This window comes from Humibacter ginsengiterrae (assembly GCF_054780115.1).
Genome location: NZ_BAAGWY010000004.1, coordinates 164,364 through 185,744, shown reverse-complemented (window position 1 = coordinate 185,744; position 21,381 = coordinate 164,364). Strand labels below are relative to the sequence as shown.

General features: G+C 64.6%; 16 protein-coding genes. 13 read left to right on the top strand and 3 right to left on the bottom strand.

Annotation, left to right across the window (positions count from 1 at the left end):
• Positions 1 to 129: 129 nt before the first annotated feature.
• Together ACYVII_RS07185 and ACYVII_RS07180 are read left to right on the top strand one after the other, a co-directional pair.
• Positions 130 to 3,252 (top strand): sialidase family protein, encoded by a 3,123-nt coding sequence (locus ACYVII_RS07185; protein ID WP_460533225.1) that lies wholly within the window; start codon positions 130 to 132, stop codon positions 3,250 to 3,252.
• 46 nt (positions 3,253 to 3,298) lie between these two features.
• Positions 3,299 to 6,418 carry a sialidase family protein gene (locus ACYVII_RS07180; protein ID WP_460533222.1) on the top strand — a complete coding sequence of 1,040 codons (3,120 nt, stop codon included), beginning with the start codon at positions 3,299 to 3,301 and terminating at the stop codon, positions 6,416 to 6,418.
• 526 nt (positions 6,419 to 6,944) lie between these two features.
• On the opposite strand, the gene ACYVII_RS07175 is transcribed toward ACYVII_RS07180, so the two are convergent.
• The 3 genes from ACYVII_RS07175 to ACYVII_RS07165 are packed head-to-tail and all read right to left on the bottom strand — an operon-like array spanning position 6,945 to position 9,610.
• Positions 6,945 to 7,910, bottom strand: a complete 966-nt coding sequence (locus tag ACYVII_RS07175; RefSeq protein WP_460533219.1) for a 3-hydroxyacyl-CoA dehydrogenase family protein — start codon at positions 7,908 to 7,910, stop codon at positions 6,945 to 6,947.
• A gap of 42 nt (positions 7,911 to 7,952) precedes the next feature.
• A complete protein-coding gene (locus ACYVII_RS07170) occupies positions 7,953 to 8,882 on the bottom strand; it encodes a sugar phosphate isomerase/epimerase family protein (protein WP_460533216.1) in 930 nt (309 codons plus the stop codon).
• A gap of 50 nt (positions 8,883 to 8,932) precedes the next feature.
• Complete coding sequence (locus ACYVII_RS07165) at positions 8,933 to 9,610, bottom strand: GntR family transcriptional regulator (protein ID WP_460533213.1); 678 nt, start codon at positions 9,608 to 9,610, stop codon at positions 8,933 to 8,935.
• A 177-nt stretch (positions 9,611 to 9,787) separates the two neighbouring features.
• Between ACYVII_RS07165 and ACYVII_RS07160 the strand changes: the two genes are divergently transcribed.
• The 11 genes from ACYVII_RS07160 (at position 9,788) to ACYVII_RS07110 (ending at position 21,257) form a co-directional block, all read left to right on the top strand.
• Positions 9,788 to 11,161: an ABC transporter substrate-binding protein gene (locus tag ACYVII_RS07160; protein WP_460533210.1), complete on the top strand. Its 1,374-nt coding sequence runs from the start codon at positions 9,788 to 9,790 to the stop codon at positions 11,159 to 11,161.
• Positions 11,161 to 12,105: a carbohydrate ABC transporter permease gene (locus ACYVII_RS07155; protein ID WP_460533207.1), complete on the top strand. Its 945-nt coding sequence runs from the start codon at positions 11,161 to 11,163 to the stop codon at positions 12,103 to 12,105. Before ACYVII_RS07160 ends, ACYVII_RS07155 begins: the two co-directional genes overlap by 1 nt.
• Positions 12,105 to 13,013, top strand: a complete 909-nt coding sequence (locus ACYVII_RS07150; protein WP_460533204.1) for a carbohydrate ABC transporter permease — start codon at positions 12,105 to 12,107, stop codon at positions 13,011 to 13,013. Before ACYVII_RS07155 ends, ACYVII_RS07150 begins: the two co-directional genes overlap by 1 nt.
• A gap of 61 nt (positions 13,014 to 13,074) precedes the next feature.
• On the top strand, positions 13,075 to 14,826 hold the full coding sequence (locus tag ACYVII_RS07145; RefSeq protein WP_460533201.1) for a GH39 family glycosyl hydrolase: 1,752 nt from the start codon (positions 13,075 to 13,077) through the stop codon (positions 14,824 to 14,826).
• Positions 14,823 to 15,677, top strand: coding sequence for an aldo/keto reductase (locus tag ACYVII_RS07140; RefSeq protein ID WP_460533198.1), 855 nt, complete (start codon positions 14,823 to 14,825; stop codon positions 15,675 to 15,677). The genes ACYVII_RS07145 and ACYVII_RS07140 overlap by 4 nt, the downstream gene beginning before the upstream one ends.
• Before the next feature lie 143 nt (positions 15,678 to 15,820).
• Positions 15,821 to 16,591: an SDR family NAD(P)-dependent oxidoreductase gene (locus ACYVII_RS07135; RefSeq protein ID WP_460533195.1), complete on the top strand. Its 771-nt coding sequence runs from the start codon at positions 15,821 to 15,823 to the stop codon at positions 16,589 to 16,591.
• A 133-nt stretch (positions 16,592 to 16,724) separates the two neighbouring features.
• Positions 16,725 to 18,479: a dihydroxyacetone kinase family protein gene (locus ACYVII_RS07130; RefSeq protein ID WP_460533192.1), complete on the top strand. Its 1,755-nt coding sequence runs from the start codon at positions 16,725 to 16,727 to the stop codon at positions 18,477 to 18,479.
• Positions 18,480 to 18,573: 94 nt separating this feature from the next.
• The gene (locus ACYVII_RS07125) at positions 18,574 to 19,032 is read left to right on the top strand and encodes an RpiB/LacA/LacB family sugar-phosphate isomerase (protein ID WP_460533189.1); all 459 of its coding nucleotides are present in this window, start codon (positions 18,574 to 18,576) and stop codon (positions 19,030 to 19,032) included.
• 1 nt (position 19,033) lies between these two features.
• Positions 19,034 to 19,804 carry a triose-phosphate isomerase family protein gene (locus ACYVII_RS07120; RefSeq protein ID WP_460533186.1) on the top strand — a complete coding sequence of 257 codons (771 nt, stop codon included), beginning with the start codon at positions 19,034 to 19,036 and terminating at the stop codon, positions 19,802 to 19,804.
• Between the two features lie 99 nt (positions 19,805 to 19,903).
• A complete protein-coding gene (locus ACYVII_RS07115) occupies positions 19,904 to 20,653 on the top strand; it encodes a GolD/DthD family dehydrogenase (protein WP_460533183.1) in 750 nt (249 codons plus the stop codon).
• A 160-nt stretch (positions 20,654 to 20,813) separates the two neighbouring features.
• Positions 20,814 to 21,257, top strand: coding sequence for a hypothetical protein (locus ACYVII_RS07110; protein WP_460533180.1), 444 nt, complete (start codon positions 20,814 to 20,816; stop codon positions 21,255 to 21,257).
• Positions 21,258 to 21,381: the final 124 nt, after the last annotated feature.

The following is a 21,381-nucleotide window of genomic DNA, read 5'->3' as shown; positions in this document are numbered from 1 at the left end:
TCGAATCAGCCCGACCTTCTTGACCTCCCTTGCCTCGACGACCTATATTGAGCGCGCACTTCTGAAACTTATTGTTTCACCTAATGAAATCCGTGATTGGTCGACAGCGTCGTCGACGGGAGAATCGAAATGGGCACGTCTCGGAGAACCTTCCTCACCGCCGCCGGGCTCGGAGCGCTCACGGTTGTGGTGCACCCGGCAGCATCCGCCTTCGCCGCGCAGCCACGACAGGCTTCCGGTGCGGGTGTGCACGCCCTGGCTGTGCGCAGCTCGGTGACGGCGATATCCGCCCCTGTCGGGTACTGCGACAACGACCTCAACCCCATGAACTCGACACTCAGCCAGTGGGGTGTGCACACCGGCTACGCGGTGGACTACGAATTCCGGAGCCTGGGAGTCGACCTCGGAACTTCGACGGCCGGCGCCAATGCGCTTCTGCTCCAGAATCTCGAAGGGCCGCACGGACTGAACCAGCGCGACTTCTCGGTGTACACGGGTTCCGACAATCAGAACTGGTCCAAGATCACGGATGTGCAGGTCGTCGATCTCGGCGACCAGGTCTGGCTCCTCTTCGCGCTCACGACTGGCCGATACCTGAAGGTGCATTGTCACCGCGAATTCACGGATGTCAGCTGGTCGTCATTCATCCTGAGCGACCTTCAGACGGGATTGGCCGCGTATTCACTGCCGCTGCCGGCTCTGCTCGGAGACGGTGGCGGGAGCTGGAGCACGCAGTTCTCGCTCACGGTCCAGAACTCGACGTCTGCGACGCTCACGGATCAATGCGCCTACGTAACCTTCGCAGACCTTGGTGTACCGACCCTGGTGTCTGGCGGACAGCTACGGTCGGATCTCGCCGACCTCCGGTTCGCGGACGTATCGGGCAACTATGTCCCTGCCTACGCAGACACGTCGGGAGTCTTCCTCCGAATCGCGCAGATCGCCCCCGGCGCGACACAGACTCTCACTGCCTATACCGGCAACACATCGGCGCACGATGTCGTCCACAGTGACGCCTCGGCACTCCAGGTGGAATACGGACAACGCAGTCTGGTTCGTTTTGATCAATCGGACGGAACCAACGACGGCCTAACCTGGGGCGGCGATCAACGCCCGATGCTACTCGCATCCGGCGTGGTCGTCGTCACTGCCGGATGGCACAACTCGACGGGCCAGGGCGGGATCGGCGCCCGCTATTCGCACGATGGCGGCCGAACATTCGGCAGCCTTGTGAACTTCGTCCCGGGTACGTCATCGGGATCGAACACTCAATACGGCTACAGCAACGGCAGCTACATCGTCGACCCGAGCAATGGGACGTTGCACTATTTCTTCTTCCGGGTCGGCGTCAACTCCGGTAGCGATTGGCTGAATCCGGCCGACCACGACTGCACCTGTTGGGTGGCCACGGCCTCGACGTTCGGATCGGACGGCTCTCCCAACTTCACCTCGGTCCAACAGCTGGTGCCGTACTCGGCATCGGCGGGCAAGGATGCGGCATGGTCGCTGACCTACGCGAACCCCGTGATCACCAACGCGGGAACCTGGCTCGTCCCGGTCTGGTACGCGTACACATCCTCCGGAAGCTTCGCGGCGACCATCTTCCGATCCACTGACAGGGGGACGACGTGGAACCAAGTGTCGGTGGAGTTCACCATCCCCGGCAGCGGCCTCGAGACGGGCGTCAGCGAATCGGCTCTGGCGATCAGCCCGGTCGACGGGTCAATCCTGTTCCTTGCTCGCGCGCAGGCCGCGGGGCGCTACTACCTGAACACCAGCCACTCGAGTGACGACGGACAGACCTGGTCAGCACTGACGCAGAGTGACGTGCTCTCCAGCAACACCATGCCCGCGATGTCCGCCGGACGCCCGGGAGACTTGCAACTCAGCTGGTCGGGCCACAACTCCAAAGGACAATCGAGCTACTGGCGCAACAACCTCACGATGGCCTACAGCGAAGACGGCGGCACCACCTGGGAGGGATACCACGACCTGATCGGCGCGACCTCGCTATCCGTCTCGGGCATCAACGCCCCGGGCAGTACGGATCCCGCTTACTACTACATGCGGGTCATGGAGGCGGACTCGATCCGGGTGGGGGACAAGGATCGGCTCTTCGGCTGGAGCAACTGGAACCAGACACTGCCCGACGCGGGTCCGTACATGATGTATCTCGAGGACGAGGTCAGGTACCTGCGCAACAGCCACGGCGCCCTCGACCTCCTGCGCTACACCTCCACGGTCAGCACCCTCGTCGGCGAAGGATCCGAGATGGCGTTCGGTCGATGGCTTCGGGACTCGGAGGCCGGATCCCTGTCAGCGGCAGCCGGCGCCGGCGGCAAGACATCCGCTCTGCGCATGCAAGGACCGTCCGGTTCGCCCGTGGGAGCGTCGCGACTGTATCCGGCCATCCGCAAAGGCCGAATCCGCATGCTGGTCAATCCGACCAGCGTCGGAGCCGCGCTCGACATCAGCGTGCAAGAGGGATTCGGCAGCGTCAACCAGGCGACGGGCACCCTTCTCTGTCTCCGGATCCTGCCCACCGGCCAGCTGTTGACCGCTGCGTCCCCTCGAGGTGAAGTGACCGTGGGCTACCTGAACAACGACACTTCGCCCGCAACGGGGAATCTGGCCAACTTCGGATATGTGGGCAACATCGCCTTCGACTACCAGTCGAGGAGCATCGGATCGGAGTTCAGCTCACCGGCGACCCTGGACAGCGTATCCCTGACGGATACCTCCGGCACAACTAGGTTGACGGCCTCAGACCTCTCGGTCTGGGTCTCGAACACCAACGGCTCCGACTGGCGGCAATTGACGGACTGGACGGTGACGGGATCGGGTGGGGCATTCACCGCTTCGGGGCCCGCCGTCACGACCCGCTATCTGAAGGTCCACCAGACAGAGACGGACACCGCGTACACGTTCGTGAACGACATCAGCACCATCATGTCGTTCGAGCGGGCATTCGTGCCGCTTCAGCAAAACACCGTCTTGCCTTTCGATGAGTTCTCGACGATTGACCTCGGCGTCGACACTGGCGCACAGACGGTCACGGTCACGGTCGACGGCACACTTGCGGGAACCGTCCCGCAGTTCGCCCCCGCGGCCGTCACCACTCACCTTTTCCTCATCGGACAGCCCGGATCTGCGACCACCGATGTGACCGTCGATCAACTGCTGATTCAGGACCTTTCGGCCGGGGTGCCGGCGGTGACTTCTGTGGGTCAGCCCCAACCGATGTCCGCGTGAATCCGCCTTTCGTGGGAGCCCGTGAGCCGAATAAGGAGAAGCCAGAATGAGCACGTCTCGAAGGACCTTTCTCACCGCAGCCGGCTACGGCGCACTCACGGTCGTCGCCGCACCTGCGCCCTCGGCCTTCGCCGCGACGACCACCGGAGCATCAGAGCGCACGGTCCCGGTGCTGGACAGTCTCGCCGTGACCAGCGCCAGCGCGCTACCGGCGCCGGTGGGATTCTGCGACAACGATCTGAACCCCGCGAAGTCGTCGTTGGGCAACTGGGGTGTGCACACGCCATGTGCCGTCGACCACTCGTACCGAAGCCTGGGCGTGGACGTCGGTACCTCGAAGTCCCAGGTGAACGCCCTCCGGTTGAGCAACCAGAACGGTCCACACGGACTCAATCAGCGCGACTTCTCGGTGTATTCGGGATCGAACAACCAGACGTGGACGAAGGTGCACAACCTGCAGGTCGTCGACCTGGGCGAGGAAGTGTGGCTCCTGTTCGACGACGTGCCGCATCGCTATCTCAAGGTGCACTGCCATCGCGGATTCACCGATTCCGCCTGGTCGTCGTTCGTGGTGGCCGACCTGCAGAGCGGCCTCACGGCGTTTTCGCTCGCGGTTCCGGCCCTGTTGGCGGATGGCGGCGGCGCGTGGAATTCGCAACTGGCCCTTACCGTGCAGAATCCGACTTCCGCCACGTTGGCGGACAGATGCGCCTACATCACTCTCGACGATCTCGGCATCCCGGCGCTGGTCGCCGCAGGCCGCGTGCGTTCTGATCTGGCCGATCTGCGTTTCGCGGATTCGAAGGGGCGCTACCTTCCCTCGTATGCCGATGGCGCCGGCATCTTCATCCGAATCAGTCGTATCGCTCCCGATCAGTCGCTTTCGGTCACTGCCTACATAGGGAATCCGGCGGCGGAGGACGTGGTACATCGAGATGCCTCGGCGCTCCAAGTCGAATACGGCCAGCGAACGTTGGTTCGCTTTGACGAGAACGCGGGCGGCAAGGTCTGGGGCGGTGACCAACGCCCCCTGCTACTCTCATCCGGAGTGGTGGCCGCCACCGCCGGATGGCACGACTCGAGCGGCCATGGCGGGATCGGTGCCCGCTATTCCCACGATGGCGGCCGAACCTTCGGCGACGTGGTCGAATTCATCCCGGACGGGCTGGCCGGCTCCCTTTCGGACTACACGTTCAGCAATGGGAGCTACATCGTCGATCCGGCCAGCGGCACCCTCCACTACTTCTTCTACCGCGAAGGCACGACCGGCGGCAGCGACTGGCTCAATCCGGCCGACAAGGACCTGACCTGCTGGGTGGCCACCGCGTCCACATTCGCCGCCGACGGTTCACCGAACTTCACCTCAGCTCAGAAGCTGGTACCGCATTCGGCCGCAGCGGGCAGGGATGCGGCATGGACGCTGACCTACGCGAACCCCGCAATCACCAACGCGGGAACCTGGCTCGTCCCGGTCTGGTATGCGTACACATCCTCCGGAAGCTTCGCGGCGACCATCTTCCGATCCACGGACCGAGGCGCGACCTGGACGCAGGTACCGGTGGAGTTCACCATCCCGGGCGGCGGGGTCGAGATCGGCATCAGCGAGTCGACTCTGGCGATCAGCCCGACCGACGGGTCCATCCTGTTCCTTGCTCGCGCGCAGGCCGCGGGGCGCTACTACCTGAACACCAGCCACTCGAGTGACGACGGACAGACCTGGTCAGCACTGACGCAGAGTGACGTGCTCTCCAGCAACACCATGCCCGCGATGTCCGCCGGACGCCCGGGAGACTTGCAACTCAGCTGGTCGGGCCACAACTCCAAAGGACAATCGAGCTACTGGCGCAACAACCTCACGATGGCCTACAGCGAAGACGGCGGCACCACCTGGGAGGGATACCACGACCTGATCGGCGCGACCTCGCTATCCGTCTCGGGCATCAACGCCCCGGGCAGTACGGATCCCGCTTACTACTACATGCGGGTCATGGAGGCGGACTCGATCCGGGTGGGGGACAAGGATCGGCTCTTCGGCTGGAGCAACTGGAACCAGACACTGCCCGACGCGGGTCCGTACATGATGTATCTCGAGGACGAGGTCAGGTACCTGCGCAACAGCCACGGCGCCCTCGACCTCCTGCGCTACACCTCCACGGTCAGCACCCTCGTCGGCGAAGGATCCGAGATGGCGTTCGGTCGATGGCTTCGGGACTCGGAGGCCGGATCCCTGTCAGCGGCAGCCGGCGCCGGCGGCAAGACATCCGCTCTGCGCATGCAAGGACCGTCCGGTTCGCCCGTGGGAGCGTCGCGACTGTATCCGGCCATCCGCAAAGGCCGAATCCGCATGCTGGTCAATCCGACCAGCGTCGGAGCCGCGCTCGACATCAGCGTGCAGGAGGGTTTCGGCAGCACGCCTCAGGCCAAAGGAACACTTGTCAACCTTCGCGTGATGCCGACCGGTCAGATCATGACAGCTGTTGCACCGCGAAGCGACGCGGTCATGGGATATCTGAACAACGACGCAGATCCGGCGACCGGAGATCTCGCCAACTTCGGATATTCGGGCAACATCGCCTTCGACTACCAGCTCCGCAGCATCGGCGCTGACTTCGGCACGCAGGCTTCTCTGGACTACGTGTCGATGACGGATGCCTCGGGCACCAGCAGGCTCACGGTCGCCGACCTGTCCATCTGGGTGTCCGACACAAACAAGGGCGATTGGCGAGAACTCACCGATTGGACGGTGACCGGATCGCGTGGCGCGTTCGAGGCATCCGGACCTCCGGTCACCACGCGATATATCAAGGTCCACCAGACGAAGGCCGACAACGCGTTCACCTTCGTCAACAACATCAGCATGATCATGCGCTTCGATCCGGCTTATGTTCCCCTCGAACGGAACACACTGCTGCCCTTCGGCGAGTTCTCCGCGATCGAATTGGGCGTTGACATCGAGGCCGAGACGACGACGGTCACAGTCAACGGGGTGCTTGCGGGAACGGTGGGACTGTTCGGCCCCGCGGCCGTCACCACGCACCTTTTCGTCATGGGCCAGCCGGGCTCGACTACGGTCGATGTGACCATCGACGAGTTGCTGGTGCAGGACCTCTCTGCTGGGCTGCCCATCGTGACTGCGGTTGGAATGCCGCAGTCCGTTCCTGCTTAGGTGCGACGACGAAAGGCGGTGAACACTACGGAGACCGATGCCCGCACGGGCTCCGTGGATCAGGACGTGTCTGGTACACCAGCGTTGGCGCCACCTCTCAGAGATGTCGTGGTGCAGAAACGTCAGAGAAGTCCTGAGACGTCACTCTGATACAGAGTATGGCGGTTCTGTGCTCTCCAGGGTGTGGCCGATAGCTGGCGAAGTCCATCAGCCGCCCCCAAGTTACCGCCTCGACGGACCGCACTACATGACCCACCCTCGACTCGCGGACGTCGGTGCTGCCCTACGTCCAGTAGCGCGAAATCGAGCGTCCTCCCTACAGCGACGGCGCCAGGCGCGTGCTCGTACGCCAGAAAAATCAACCAGGCGCGGGCTCCTTTAGCGGTTACGGGAGCGCTGTCGGTGCCGCCACGGAGGGCGGCGCTGTGTCGCCCGGGTTTGTTTGCCTCAACATCGAGGGAGATCGCCGGAGCGCGGGGCTCGGACGGCGAACTCGAGGCTGCCAACTCCCGGGGCCGACACTCGGTCAGCGCGGCTGATCTTGGGTCGGCGCGGGGCCGAGTTCCTCCAGGAGCTTGGCCATCGCGACATAGGCCCGGTTCCGGTATGCGATGAGTTCCGCGGTGCGCTCGGCAGGGAGGTCCAGGTAACCGGAACCGGTCTTCGTCCCCAGATTGCCGGCATCCACCAGCCGTTGAAGCGACTCCGGTGTGGCGAATCGCTCGGGCCACCTCGTCTGCAGGGACTTGTAGCAGAACGCATAGACGTCGAGGCCCGCCATGTCGGCGATGGCGAAGGGTCCGAAGAACGGGAGGCGGAACCCGAACGTCGTTCGCACGAGGGTGTCCACTTCATCGGCGGTGGCGATGCCTTCTTCCACGATCTGTGTGGCCTCGTGGAACAGCGCGTACTGAAGGCGGTTGAGGACGAAGCCGGTCGAGTCCTTGACGCGTGCTGATTCCTTGCCGGCTCGAGCCACAACATCCTGAGCAAAGGTGATCGCAGCCTCCGATGTGCCCTGGTGCGGGATGAGCTCCACGCCGGGGATGAAGGGTGCCGGGTTGGAGAAGTGGACGCCGAGGAAGCGCTCCGGACGCTCGACCGCGCTCGCCAGGGTGCCGATCGCAATGGTCGAAGTGTTGGAGCCGATCACCGCGTCGGGTGGAGCGGCCGCGCTGATGCGCCGAAGCGTCTCCTGCTTGATCTCGGACTTCTCGGGTACGGCTTCCTCGATGAAGTCCGCATCGGCCACCGCAGCCTCGATCGAGACGGCCGGCTGCAGGTGCGACGCGAGGCGCTGTGGGGCATCGGCCGGGAAGAGGCCGGCGGCGGCGAACTCCTCCGCCTCGGCGAGCAGCCGTTCGTAATTCGCCTTCGCCACGTCTTCCGAGACATCGCTGATGCGAACGGTATCGCCCGCGAGCGCGAGAACCTGCGCGATGCCTCCCCCCATGTATCCGGATCCGACGATGGCGACGATGCGGTGTGTCATGGATGTCCTTCTGTTCGGCTTGGGTGGTTACCGTGGGTCGCCTCAGCCGCGGGGGAGAAGCGTGCGGATGTAGTTCTGGTTCGTGGCGCAGACGCCGAGGCTGTCGCCACCGTATTGCTCGCACAGGATGATGCCGTCGAACCCGACGGCGACGGCCTCTTTGAAGATCTGGCGGTAATTGATCAGCCCGGTCTCCATGGTGGACGGCACCGAGGTCGCCCAGCTGCCGTCGGCGGCTTCGTCGCGCGTGTAGTTCTTGACGTGCCAATAGTTTGCGTAGGGGAGGGTCTTCGCGTAGAGCTCACGCCAGTCCTCCACCCGACGGTGGAGACGGATGAGGTTTGCCACGTCAGGGTTGAGGCCCACGTTGTCGAGTCCCACCTCCTCGACGAACCGCACCGCGCTGTCGGCGGTGCCGAGGTAGGTGTCCTCGTACAATTCCAAAGCCATCCGAAGCCCCACGTCCGCTGCGTGCTTGCCGAGTTCGCGGATCCGAGACACGGCCCGTTCCCACACCTCGGGGTCATCCGGATCCCGCGGGCCCTGCGCGGTCCAGAACCAGAGGGCCTCGCGTTGTGCGGGCGTGAACGGTTGATGCAGACCCGTCGAGAAGACCTGCATGCCCCACTCCGCCGCCGCGTCGATGGTGCGGTGTGCGTACTCGAGATTGCGCTCCTCATGGCCCGGCATGATCACGCTTTGACGCTGGAGGTGTACGGAGGGAACACCGATGCCGTGCGACCGCGCGATCGCCAGGAACTCGTCCCGGCGCGACGGCTCGAGATCCGCTGGCCGTATGTGGCTGTCGGCGAGCTCAATCAGAGAGAAGCCCACGTTCTCGATCTCATCGAGCATGTCATCCCACACCTCGGCGGGGGCATCGTGCATCGCGACGCTGTTCTGGTCCATGGGTGGGAAGCCGTGCAGGCAGACAGCGATCGGCCAGGTTTCGGCGGTGAAAGTGGTGGGCATGTCGTTCGATTCCCTGTTGTGGTCGTGGAGCGGCTGCGCGGGTGTTCGCGCTAGTCCTGCGGATGAGTCGTGAGGAGCCGGTGGTAGGCGCCTTCGAGGTGCGTTTGGATGGCCTTGGCTGCCAGTTGCGGGTCGCGTTGGGCCAGGACGTCCCGGAGTTCGGCGTGTTCGGCATACCCGACTTGGAGGAAGTCTCGGAACGAGTCGTTGCGGGCGTTGAGGAAGAACTCCACCTGGCTGCGAATGTGCTCCCACGAGTTTTCGAGTCGCCGGTGGTCGGCGGCCTTGTAGAGCAGATCGTGGAACTCGAGATCGAGTCGAGTCACGGCTTGAGCCTCGTACCCATCGTTCACGCGTTGCATTCGCTCAAGCACTGCATCCATCTGGGCTAGCAGTTCCGGTGTCATGCGCTCGGCGGTGCGCTCGACGGCGAGCCGCTCAAGAGCCAGGCGCAGGGTATAGACCTCGATGATGTCGGCTCGCGTCAGCTCGACCACGAACGCGCCACGATGTCGTCTCAGTTCGACGAACCCTTCGTTCGCGAGCTGGTTCAACGCCTCCCGGACCGGGCCTCTGCTCACCCCGAGAGCCTGAGCGATCTCGGCTTCCTTGAGATGCTCGCCCTGTTGAAGGCGGCCCGTGCTGATCATCACACGCAACGCGTCAAGCACGTTGTGCGAGAGGGCAGGCTGCACGACTGGGGTGACCTCGAGGCCGGATACTGTCATGCCGAAAACCTTCCCATAAAAGCGTCCTGATGATTGTAAACAATTTACCGTTGACAGTCTTCAAAGGGACCGGCAGGATATCCACACAACACTTCGCGGGCGATCGATCGCCCGCTAGACGCGTCACCGGCCGTGTTCGTTTGCAGTGCGGCTCGGTCTCGAACAAAGGAGTTTCGCGTGAAGAAGAAGGCACTCGCCGCCCTGATGGGCGTGGCTGTCGTGTCTCTGTTGGCCGCCTGTTCGTCGACCGGTGCTTCTGCCGGGCCGACGGCAGCCCCGACGGACAAACCCCAGTCTCAGGCCGACAAACCGTCGAATTGCGACAACAAGATCCTGTACTCGGCCGCGACCCGCGTCTCGCTCTGGGGCTGGTCACCTACCCTGCCGGTCGCGGTCGATGCGTTCGACAAGGCGCATAAGGATGTGCAGATCTGCTGGACGAACGCCGGCGCAGGTAGCGCCGAATACCAGAAGTTCTCCACAGCCATCGCCGCAGGCAAAGGCGCGCCCGATGTCGTCATGTTGGAGACGGACCACCTCAATAGCTTCCTGATCAAGGATGCGCTCGTGAACCTCAGTGATTACGGCGCAGACAAGTGGAAGAACGACTTCTCCGCGGGCACGCTGAAAGACATCTCGAGCAACGGCGGCATTTACGCCATACCGGATGACGGCGGTCCGGTCGCGATGATGTACCGGAAGGACATCTTCGACAAGTACGGACTCACCCCACCGAAAACCTGGGCCGAGTATGCGGCCGATGCTGCAAAGCTCAAGGCGGCAGGCGGCCCGGCGATTGCTGACTGGCCGAATGACACTCCGGCTTTCGCTCAGGCGCTGTTCGCTCAGGCCGGCGCTGACACGTTCGACTACAGCATCGACAAGAAGACGAGTCTCGGCGTCGACATTGACAACGCGGCGAGTAGAAAAGTACTCGACTTCTGGGACACTCTCGTGCAGAAGGGCGAGGTGGTCACGACAGGTCAATCCTCGACGGACTTCGTCAGCCAGCTCGCCTCGGGCAAGATCGCCACTTTCATCGCCGCATCCTGGGAGCCGGGTCACCTCACCGGCGCCGGTTTCCCTCGTGGAGCCGATAGCCCGTGGCGTGTGGCGATGCTGCCGCAGTGGGACGCGAAGTCCCCGGTGCAAGTGAACTGGGGCGGGTCGACCTATGCGGTGACCACGCAGTCGAAGGTTCCACATGCCGCCGCGGAGGTGGCGCTGAACCTCTTCGGAAACGAGAACCAGCAAACCCTCGGCGCCCACTTCCCGCAGCACCTCAAAGCCCAGAAGGCCTCGTGGTTCGTGAATGCAGCCGATCCCTTCTTCGGCGGCCAGAAGGCCAACAAGGAGATCTGGATCCCGACCGCGGGCGCGTACAAGGGGCAGAGCTATAGCCCGTTCCAGGACTACTACTACCAGCAGATAACGGCGATGCTGACCAAGACCACGAGTGGCTCAGAGAGTGCCGCCTCCGGGCTCTCCAAGCTGCAGTCAACCATTGCGTCCTACGCCAAGGCGCAAGGCTTCACGGTGAAGACCAAGTGATGAGCGGAACCGGCTCGTACGCCTTCGCCCGGCCGTCGTCCCGCAGAATGACGACGGCCGTGCGCGGCAAATCCGCTCGACCCAAAGTCATCGGCTGGCTCTTCGTCGCGCCGTTCGGCCTGGTCTTCCTCGTCTTCCTCGTCGCACCGCTCGTATACGCGTTCTGGTTGAGCCTCTTCTCCAAAGGCCTCGCCACAGGCACGACGTTCAGCGGGATCGGGAACTACGTCAAGGCGTTCAGCGATCCGGAGTTCCTCGGCGGCCTGCTCTTCGTCGTCGCGTTCTCCGTGGTACTGATCCCGCTGCAGATGCTCGTCTCCCTCGCGGCGGCGCTGGTGCTCGACACGGTGACGACAAGGCTCGCCCGGTTCTCCAGGTTGATGATCTTCGTGCCTTACGCGATACCCGCTGTCATCGGCGCGCTCATGTGGGGCTTTCTCTACAGCCCGGGCTTCGGCCCGCTCGCCCAGCTTTTCGCGCTGTTCCACGCATCCGCCCCCAACCTCCTGGGCGCCCATGAGGTATTCGGCGCGCTGTTGAACGTCGTGACGTGGCAGTGGAGCGGCTATTACATGATCATCATCTACGCCGCACTCCAGGGCATCGACAGCTCGCTTTACGAGGCGGCACGCATCGATGGCGCCAACCAGTGGCAGATCGCGTTACGGATCAAGGTTCCGCTCGTGGCATCCGCGCTCGTGCTCATCCTCGTATTCGCCCTGATCGGCACATTGCAGTTCTTCACCGAGCCGCAGGTGCTCGCGCCATCGTCGAACGGTGCGATCACGCCGTCGTTCACGCCCAATATGTACGCCTACAACCTGGCGTTCTCGAACTCGCAGATCAACTATGCGTCGGCGATCTCGTTCGCGCTCGGACTCGTCGTGTTCGTCGGGGTCTACATCTTCCTTTTCGCCACCCGGAAGAAGGGACGGATCGTCTGATGACGGTCATCGGAATCAAGACGGCGCAGCGAGCTGCGCAGTCAGGACGGGGTCGCGCCAAACCGCGAATCGGGGCGCATGCCTTCCTCGTCGTGCTGGTCATCTACTTCTTGCTCCCGCTCTGGTGGCTCATCGTGGCCAGCACGAAGGATGCCCACGGCCTCTTCTCCGGCACCGGCGGCGCGCTCTGGTTCGACAAGACCTTCGCGCTGTTCGATAACCTCGGCCTGTTGTTCACGTACAACGGCGGCATCTATTTGCGCTGGCTCGGCAACTCGCTGCTCTATGCGCTGAGCGGCGGCGTGGGCGCTACCGCTTTGGCGATCCTCGCCGGCTACGGATTCGCGAAGTTCGCCTTTCCCGGCAGACGCCTGAGCCTCGCGCTTCTACTCGGGTCAGTGATGGTTCCGCTGACCGCGCTCGTGATCCCGACGTTCGCCATGCTCTCCCAAGCCGGCATGACGAACACGATCTGGGCCGTCATCCTGCCGTCTTTGCTCAACCCTTTCGGCGTCTACCTGATGATGGTGTACGCGACCGACGCGATCCCGGACGAGCTACTCGACGCCGCCAGGGTGGATGGTGCGGGGGAGATCCGCACCTTTCTCACTGTGGCGTTGCCCCTGCTGCGTCCTGCGGCGGTCACCGTGCTGCTGTTGTCGGTGGTCGGTACCTGGAACAACTACTTCCTTCCGCTGGCCGTTCTCTCCTCCGACAATCTGTTCCCTGTCACGGTCGGACTCGGCCTATGGGACGGCTTGGCGAACTCGGCCAGCGGCACAGGGACCACGTCGTTGTGGAGCCTGATCGTCCTGGGCTCCCTCGTGTCGATCGTGCCCCTGATCGTGGCGTTCCTCAGCCTTCAGCGCTACTGGCGCGGTGGGCTCGCCGTCGGGTCGCTCAAATGACATCAGTCGCGCCAGCTTCGTCGTCGACGACAACCAACCATCCATCAACGAAAGGATCGGCGTGATCACCGAGACCGCCACCGCACCCCGCGACAAGAATCCCGGTGTGGAATCGACCGCGCTCTTCCCGGACGCGGCTCCCCACGACCCGAACGCGACGCACGTGCGCGCCGCGACGATCGAGGTGGATGCCGCCGCCCCCGGCGAGCGCATCGATCCCATCTGGGCGAGCCTCGGATACGACGAGATCAACTGGACATACACCGCCACCGGTCGCGAACTGCTGGAGACCATCGGAAAGACCTCAGCGACGCCGTTCCATGTTCGCCCGCACTACGTGTTCGTGAGCGGCACCGGATTCGGCCTTCCGCACCAGGGGAGCGGGAACGTCTACCACGAGCGTGACGGCGTGCCGTTCTATGACTTCACGATCGTGGATCAGGCGTACGACGCCATCGTGAACGCCGGACACCACGTGCTTGTCGAGCTCGGCTTCACTCCCCGTGACCTCGTTCCGGACCGCGCATACGAGGAGTACCCGCTTATCGCCAGCCCGACCGTGTACAGCGCGTACGAGGCCGGGCACTGGAGCTTTCCTCCGAAGGACTATGCGAAGTGGGGCGGCCTTGTCGCCGCGCTCGCGCAGCACTGCGTTGAACGCTACGGCGAGGAGGAGGTCTCGGAGTGGCTTTGGGAGCTGTGGAACGAGCCGGACATCTACTACTGGCGCGGGACCCGTCAAGAGTTCAACGAGCTCTACGCGACGACGGCTCGTGCGGTGCGCAGCGTGCTGCCGAGCGCCTCGGTCGGCGGTCCCACCGTCACGGGCGGTCCGAACGGCGCCAGCTTCCTCAGGCAGTTCCTGCAGTTCGCCGCCGACGAGAACCTGCCGCTTGACTTCGTCTCGTTCCACACCAAGGGTTCTCGGTTCGTGCCTTGGCGCACTTATGGGCCAACCGGTGGTGAGGCTCCCGAGAAGCAGTCGCCGCAGACCACCAAGATGCTCTACGAGATCCGCAGGCTTCTGCGCGTGATGGCGGAGTTCCCGCAGTTCGCGAAGCTGCCGGCGATCGTCGACGAGTGCGACGCCGGTGTGCCGGCTCATTGGGGTGTCTACGACAACTCGAACTTCCGCTTCCAGAACACCGAGTACTACCCCGTGTTCCAGGCGAACCTGATGAAGAAGATCCTCGACGTGAACGCGCTCGAGGAAGCTCAGGTGCGTGAGGCCACGACCTGGAGTTTCTACTTCGAGGGGGAGCGGATGTTCGAAGGCACCCGTTCCTTCGCGACGGCGAACGGAGTGGAGAAGCCGCTGCTCAACGCCTACCGCATGTTCGGGAAGCTCGGTACCACTCGCATCCCGGCCGTCTCGGACAGCACCTGGAAGGTCTCGGAGCTCGACGCCATCGCTCCAGCGTTGCCGCCGGAGGAAGTCGACGCCCTCGCCACCCGGACGGATGACGGGGACCTCGCGATCCTCGTCTACCGCCGCACGGACGACCAATACAGCGTTGACGACACAGCGGCCGAGGTCGCGGTGAAGCTGAACGGCTTAAGGTCTGGTTCATACACGCTGGAGCACTACCGCATCGACGAGCAGCACAGCAACGCGCACACCGTGTGGCGGCAGCTGGGTAGCCCGCAGCTGCCGACAACGGAGGAGATCGAGATCATGCACAGCAAGATGGGTCTTGAAGAGTACGAGCCGACGCACAAGATCGAGGCGACCGGGGGAACGAGCGAGATCGCTCTGAGCCTTCCGCTGCACTCCGTCTCGCTGCTCGTGCTCAAGCGGTCGGCAGCCTCGTGAGCGCCATCTCCGGCCGTACGTCGCCGTCGGTGCAACTCAGCGACGGTATCGCGATTCCGCAACTCGGGTTCGGCGTGTTCCAGATCTCTCCAGATGAGGTCCAGGCCCGCGTCGAAGAGGCGTTGGAGGCGGGATATCGCCACATCGACACGGCGGCCGCGTACAACAACGAGCAGGGTGTCGGCCGCGCGCTCGCCGCGTCCGGCCTGTCCAGGGACGATGTCTTCATCACCACCAAGCTGCGGAATGGCGAACAGGGGCGGGCATCCGCAGGCGACGCGCTGCGAAGCAGCCTGGACCGCCTCGGTCTCGACCACGTGGATCTCTACCTCATCCATTGGCCGTCACCGGCGAGAGATGCCTACGTCGACAGCTGGCGTGCCTTGATCGACGCCAAGGATGCCGGACTCGTGACGGCGATCGGCGTGTCCAACTTCCTGCCGCATCATCTGGATCGCATCATCGCCGAGACCGGGGTGACTCCGGTTGTCGATCAGATCGAGTTGCATCCGCATTTCAGCCAGCCCGAATTGACCCGCGTTCTCAACGATCGCGGGGTGGCAGTGGAGGCCTACAGCCCCCTCGGGCAGGGCAGGGACCTCGCCGACCCCGTGATCGCTGAGATCGGGGCGACGGTCGACCGGTCGCCGGCGCAGGTCATCCTGCGCTGGCATTTGCAGCACGGATACATCGCCATTCCGAAGACGTCGTCGCGTGCCCGGATGATCGCCAATCTCGACATCGTCGGGTTTGAGTTGAGCGACGAGGACATGCGCCGCATCGATGCTCTCGACACCGGAGAGCGCATCGGGGGAGACCCGGACACCTTCGAGATCAGCCAGATCCGATAGCCCGCCCAGGGGAAGGCGATCGGTGTCGGCTCCGGTCCTTGTTCGACCGGTCTATGCCCTGATCTCTCCCGTCGCTTTCGATCTGCGGCACGCACCGCGAGTTCAAGCACCACACATCAGTATTTGGAAAGGAACACCCGTTCATGACTCCTCGGTTTCCGCAGGCGCGCACCGCAATACTCACGGGGGCGGCTTCACCCAGAGGTATCGGCCAGGCGACAGCGAACTACCTCGCCGAGCGCGGATGGAACATCGGGGTGGTCGATCTCGATGACTCGGAGTCCAAGGCGGTTGCCCAGAGCATCGCCGAGCGATACGGGGTCAAGGCCGTCGGCGTCGGTGCCGACGTCGCCGATGAGGCCGCGGTCGACGTGGCGTTCGACACGCTCGAGGCCGAGCTTCCACAGCTCGTCGCACTCGTCAACCTGGCGGGCATCTCCTCACCGGACGCCTACCTCGAGGTCAGTTCCGAGGAGTGGGATCGGGTCATCCGTATCAACCTCACGGGAGTGCATCACGTGACTCGCCGCGCAGCGCAGACGATGGTCAAGAACGAGCTCGGACGGATTGTGAGCCTTTCCTCGGTGTCGGCACAGCGGGGCGGCGGCACGTACAGCAAGGCGGCGTACTCGGCGGCGAAGGCCGGTGTCATCGGCCTCACCCGTGCGGCGGCACGCGAGCTGGGCCAGTACGGCGTCACGGTCAACGCGATCGCGCCCGGTCCGATCAACACCGACATCATGGGCGGGCCGCTGACCGAGGAACGCAAAGCGAGGATGGCTACGGACGGAGTGCTGAACAGGATCGGTGAGCCGCTCGACGTGGCGGCGGCGGTGTCCTATCTCATCAGCGAAGACGCGGGCTTCGTGACCGGTCACACGCTCAACGTCGACGGAGGCCTCTATATGCACTGAGCTCACTGCCGGCACGGACCGCGGCGGCACCGAGGGCCGCACTATGTAATGAGCGGTGGTATCGCGAAAGCGGTGTCATTCCAGTAGACCTGGGTCGGACCCGCGCCTCTGCAATTCGGAATGGAACTATCAGATGACGAGACTGTGGAACGACCCGGCCGACTTTGCCGACGAGATGCTCGACGGCTTCGTGCGGGCGAACGGGCGCTGGGTTCGCAAGGTCACCGGCGGCGTCTCGCGATCGACCAGATCGGCCGACGCGGAGGTCGCCGTGGTTATCGGTGGCGGATCCGGACACTACCCGGCGTTCGGCGGTCTGGTCGGGCCAGGGCTGGCGCACGGCGCTGCCATGGGCAACCTGTTCGCGTCGCCCTCGGCTCGCCAGGTGGAGGGCGTCATCCGCGCCAGCGAACAAGGCCGCGGCGTGCTGCTCAGCTACGGCAACTACGCCGGCGACGTGCTGCACTTCACGGCTGCTCAGGAGGCGGTGAAGTCCACGGGGATCGACTGCCGCACGGTCACCGTGACCGATGACATCTTCAGCGCTCCGCCAGACGAGAAGAACAAGCGTCGCGGCATCGCAGGCGACCTCACCGTTTTCAAGACGGCCGGCGGCGCAGCGGCATCCGGATACGATCTCGACGACGTTGAACGCGTGGCGCGTCTCGCCAACGCGCGCACGCGTTCGATGGGCGTTGCGTTCACCGGCTGCACACTGCCAGGAGCCGAAGAGCCGTTGTTCACCGTCCCGGAAGGTCGCATGGCGATCGGGCTGGGCATCCATGGCGAGCCCGGGATCGATGAGACCGGCATCCCCAGCGCAGACGGGCTCGCCGAGTTGTTCGCGAGTCGCCTCCTCGATCCCGCCGAGGTTCCGGAGGGAGTCCAGGTCGAGGGTGCTCGCGTCGTCCCGATCCTCAACGGATTGGGATCCGTGAAGAACGAAGAGCTGTATGTCGTGTTCGACCGGCTCGCCGTGCTTCTGGAGGATGCGGGAGCCACGATCGTCGACCCACAGGTCGGGGAGTTCTGCACGAGCTTCGACATGGCAGGCGCCTCGCTGACGCTCTTCTGGCTCGACGAGGAACTCGAACGCCTGTGGAGCGCGCCGGCGGATACGCCGGCGTTCCGCACCGGAGCCGTCGACACCGCAGGCATGACGATCGTCCCCACCGGCGATGACGATGACGTTGACGACGAAGTCGTCGAAGAGATCCCGGAAGCCGGAACTGAGTCCAAGGAGGCCGCGGCTCGGGTGATAGCTCTCCTCGCGGCCGTGCGGGATGTGATCGATGAGAACGCCGACGAACTCGGGCGCATCGACGCAGTCGCCGGTGACGGAGACCACGGCATCGGCATGCAACGCGGTGCCCGAGCGGCCGTCGACGCGGCGACGCGGGTGGCCGACGCGGGGGCGGGTAGTGGCAAGGTGCTCACCGTGGCCGCGAACGCCTGGTCGGATCGAGCGGGGGGCACCTCGGGAGCCCTGTGGGGAATCATCCTCACGGCCGTAGGCGGCAGCGTCGGAGACGAGGATGCGCCGAATGCGCGGTCCGTGTCAGCGGGAGTGAGCGCCGCCAAGCAGGCCGTCATGGAATTCGGTAAAGCCGAGGTAGGAGACAAGACGATCGTCGACGCGCTCGTACCGTTCGCTGACACGCTCGCCTCGCACGTCGAGGCCGGCGAAGGATTCGTCGACGCCTGGAGCGCGGCAGCGTCGGAGGCGACACGAGCGGCAGACGCTACGGCCGACCTGCTGCCCCTCATCGGTCGGGCGCGGTCGCATGGTGAGAAGGCACTGGGGGTCCGAGATCCGGGTGCAGTCTCGATGGCGTTGATCGCCAACAGGGTGAGCGAGGTTTTGACGTCGTGGCGATCTGACAGTTGAAACCGCCGCGCCCGCCCGGCCGAAAACTGCGCGGATCGCAGGATCGAGAACAAGGACGGGGCTTCGCCTCGTCGACATGGAGAAGGAGAATCGCATGCGTGCGTGGCGCGTAATCGTCGGATCGGACGACGCTGGTTTCGACTACAAGGAAGCGATCAAGAAGGACCTGCGGAGCAATCCGCTCGTCGAATCCGTGACGGACGTCGGTGTGGACGCGGACGGCCACACGAACTATCCCACCATCGCGACGACTGCTGCGGAGATGGTGGCCCGGGGTGAGGCGGACCGGGCCGTGCTCATCTGCGGTACGGGACTGGGGGTGGCGATCGCGGCGAACAAGGTGAAGGGCATCAGGGCGGTGACCGCCCACGACAGCTACTCCGTCGAGCGCTCGGTGCTCTCCAACGACGCGCAGGTGCTCTGCATGGGGCAGCGCGTGGTCGGTTTGGAACTCGCCCGACGTAATGTGCGCGAGTGGCTCACGTACGAGTTCGACGCGACCAGCGCATCCAACGAGAAGGTGCAGGAGATCTGCCGCTACGAAGGCGACTGACGTGCCGACCGGCAGCGCTCGCCCACAGCTGGTGGCGGTGAGCCTGAAGATGTACTTCGGCCACGCCCGAACAGTGCAGTGGAGTCTGGAGGTGGCGGCACTAGCGGCCAGGCATCCCGCGGTTGCCGGCGGCCGGGCTGAGCTTCTCGTGCTGCCGACGTTCCTCTCCATCCCGGCAGCAGTGCAGATCTTCGACGGTCTTGTCGGTGTCGGCGCTCAGAACCTCAGTGAGCACGATTCGGGCGCTTTCACCGGCGAGGTGAGTGGTGCGGAGCTGGCAGAACTGGGCGCGGTGGCCGTCGAAGTGGGCCACGCGGAAAGGCGCACATTGTTCGGTGAGACCGATGCCGTCGTGCGCGCGAAGACCGCTGCCGCGCTGCGTCATGGACTCACACCCGTGCTGTGCGTTGGAGAGAAGCTGCAAGGCGATCCCGAAGCGGCCGCGCAGGAGTGCATTCGCCAGTTCGACGACGCGTTGCAGGACAGCCGAGCGCTGGGCCTGCCCGGGCGCATCGTGGTCGCGTACGAGCCGTATTGGGCCATCGGCGCCGCCACTGCCGCGCCGATCCATCACATCCGCGCCGTCTGCGGCCCCTTGCGCGACCACGTGCGCGCGAGCCGAGGTGCGACGTCGCAGGTCATCTACGGCGGAAGCGCCGGCCCCGGCTTGCTCGCCCGTTTGAACGGCAGCGTCGACGGACTGTTCCTCGGTCGGTTCGCGCACGACCCCGCGGCAGTCGGATCGGTGTTGGATGAGGTGATCGCCTCGTGAATGCGGCTGAACTGCGATGCTCGTTCCCACACGGCTCGACGTCGACAACCGCCGAGAGCCGTAGGCGCCGCCCCTGCAGATCATGAGGATTGACGAGACATGACGATGAATCAGACACCCAGGCGGGACATCGCCATCATTACCGGTGCGGCCAGCGGCATCGGATATGAGGTGGCCTCGTACTTCGCCGCACGAGGATCTCGGGTGATCGGCGTCGATCTGAGCGATGCCGTCGTCGATCTCATGTCTGCTCTTCCCGGCGACGGGCACCTCGGCATCGTGCGCGACCTCACCGAACCGGCGGCAGCCCAAGCGGTCATCATCGAAGCGATCGAGTTCGCCGGGACGCCGACGATTCTGGTGAACTCCGCCGGAATCGCGCTCCTCGACAAGGCCGTCGACGTGCCGCCGAACCGGTGGCAGGCGACGCTCGACGTCAATCTGAGCGCGAGCTTCTACATGGCGCAGGCCGCGGGAAGAGTCATGCTCGAGGCCGGTTACGGCCGGATCATCAATCTCGCGTCTCAGGCGGGGGTGATCGGACTCGACGAGCACGCGGCCTATGCCGCCAGCAAGGCGGCGATCATCGGGCTCACGCGCGTCTTGTCGAAGGAGTGGGCGCCCTCGGGGGTCACCGTCAACGCGATCTCCCCAACCGTCGTCGAGACGCCGCTGGGCAAAGCCGCATGGGCGGGGGAGAAGGGCGAACGAGCGAAGGCGGAGATTCCCGTAGGGAGATTCGCCCAGCCGGGAGAGATCGCCTCGCTGATCGGATACCTCGCCAGTGAGGATGCGGCCATGATCACGGGCACCAACGTGCTCATCGATGGTGGCCGCACCGGCGTCTAACCCGAAGCGTTCGTCCTAGCGCTGTCTTAGACCGGTCGCCCTGGGTTTGCTGCCACCGCGGCAAGCTTCAGCCGGCCGCACAGCCGCGGCCTCGCGCACCGCCGAGTCGGCATCCGTCAACCCCTGCCCGCAGCGCGGGGCGGGCGTACGGTGTCCGAGCATGAACACAACCGGATGGGTCGTCCTGATCATCATCATCGTGATCGTCGTGGTGATCATCGTGGCGATCGCTTTGACCGTTGGACGCCGACGCAAGCAGGAACATGACAGGCATCGCGCCGACGAACTCCGTGCCGCGGCAAGGGACGACGACCTCGCCGCACGCGAGCGGGAAGCGAAGGCATCCCGGGCGGACGCGGACGCGAAACAGGCGGAGGTGGAAGCCGAACGCCGTCGCAGGGACGCCGAGGCGCATGCCGCTGATGCCGGCAACGCACGCGCCGCGGTCGATGAGAAGCTCGGCCGCGCGAACGAGATCGATCCGGATGTCCGAGGCCCGCGCTCGGCGGATGAGAACGGCGCCGCGCCGCGCCATGTTGACGACGATGCCTCCGGCACGACGGCCGGCGACTCCGACGTACCGCCGCCGCGACCATCGCGCTGAACACCGCCGGGCACCACGGCTGGCTTGAGTCCGGCGGGCCCCACGGCGGAGGTGGCCATGGGAGCGGACGTGGGGACGTTCGCCGTCCTGGCTCTGCGAGCCCGATGAGTTGCCATCCGGCGAT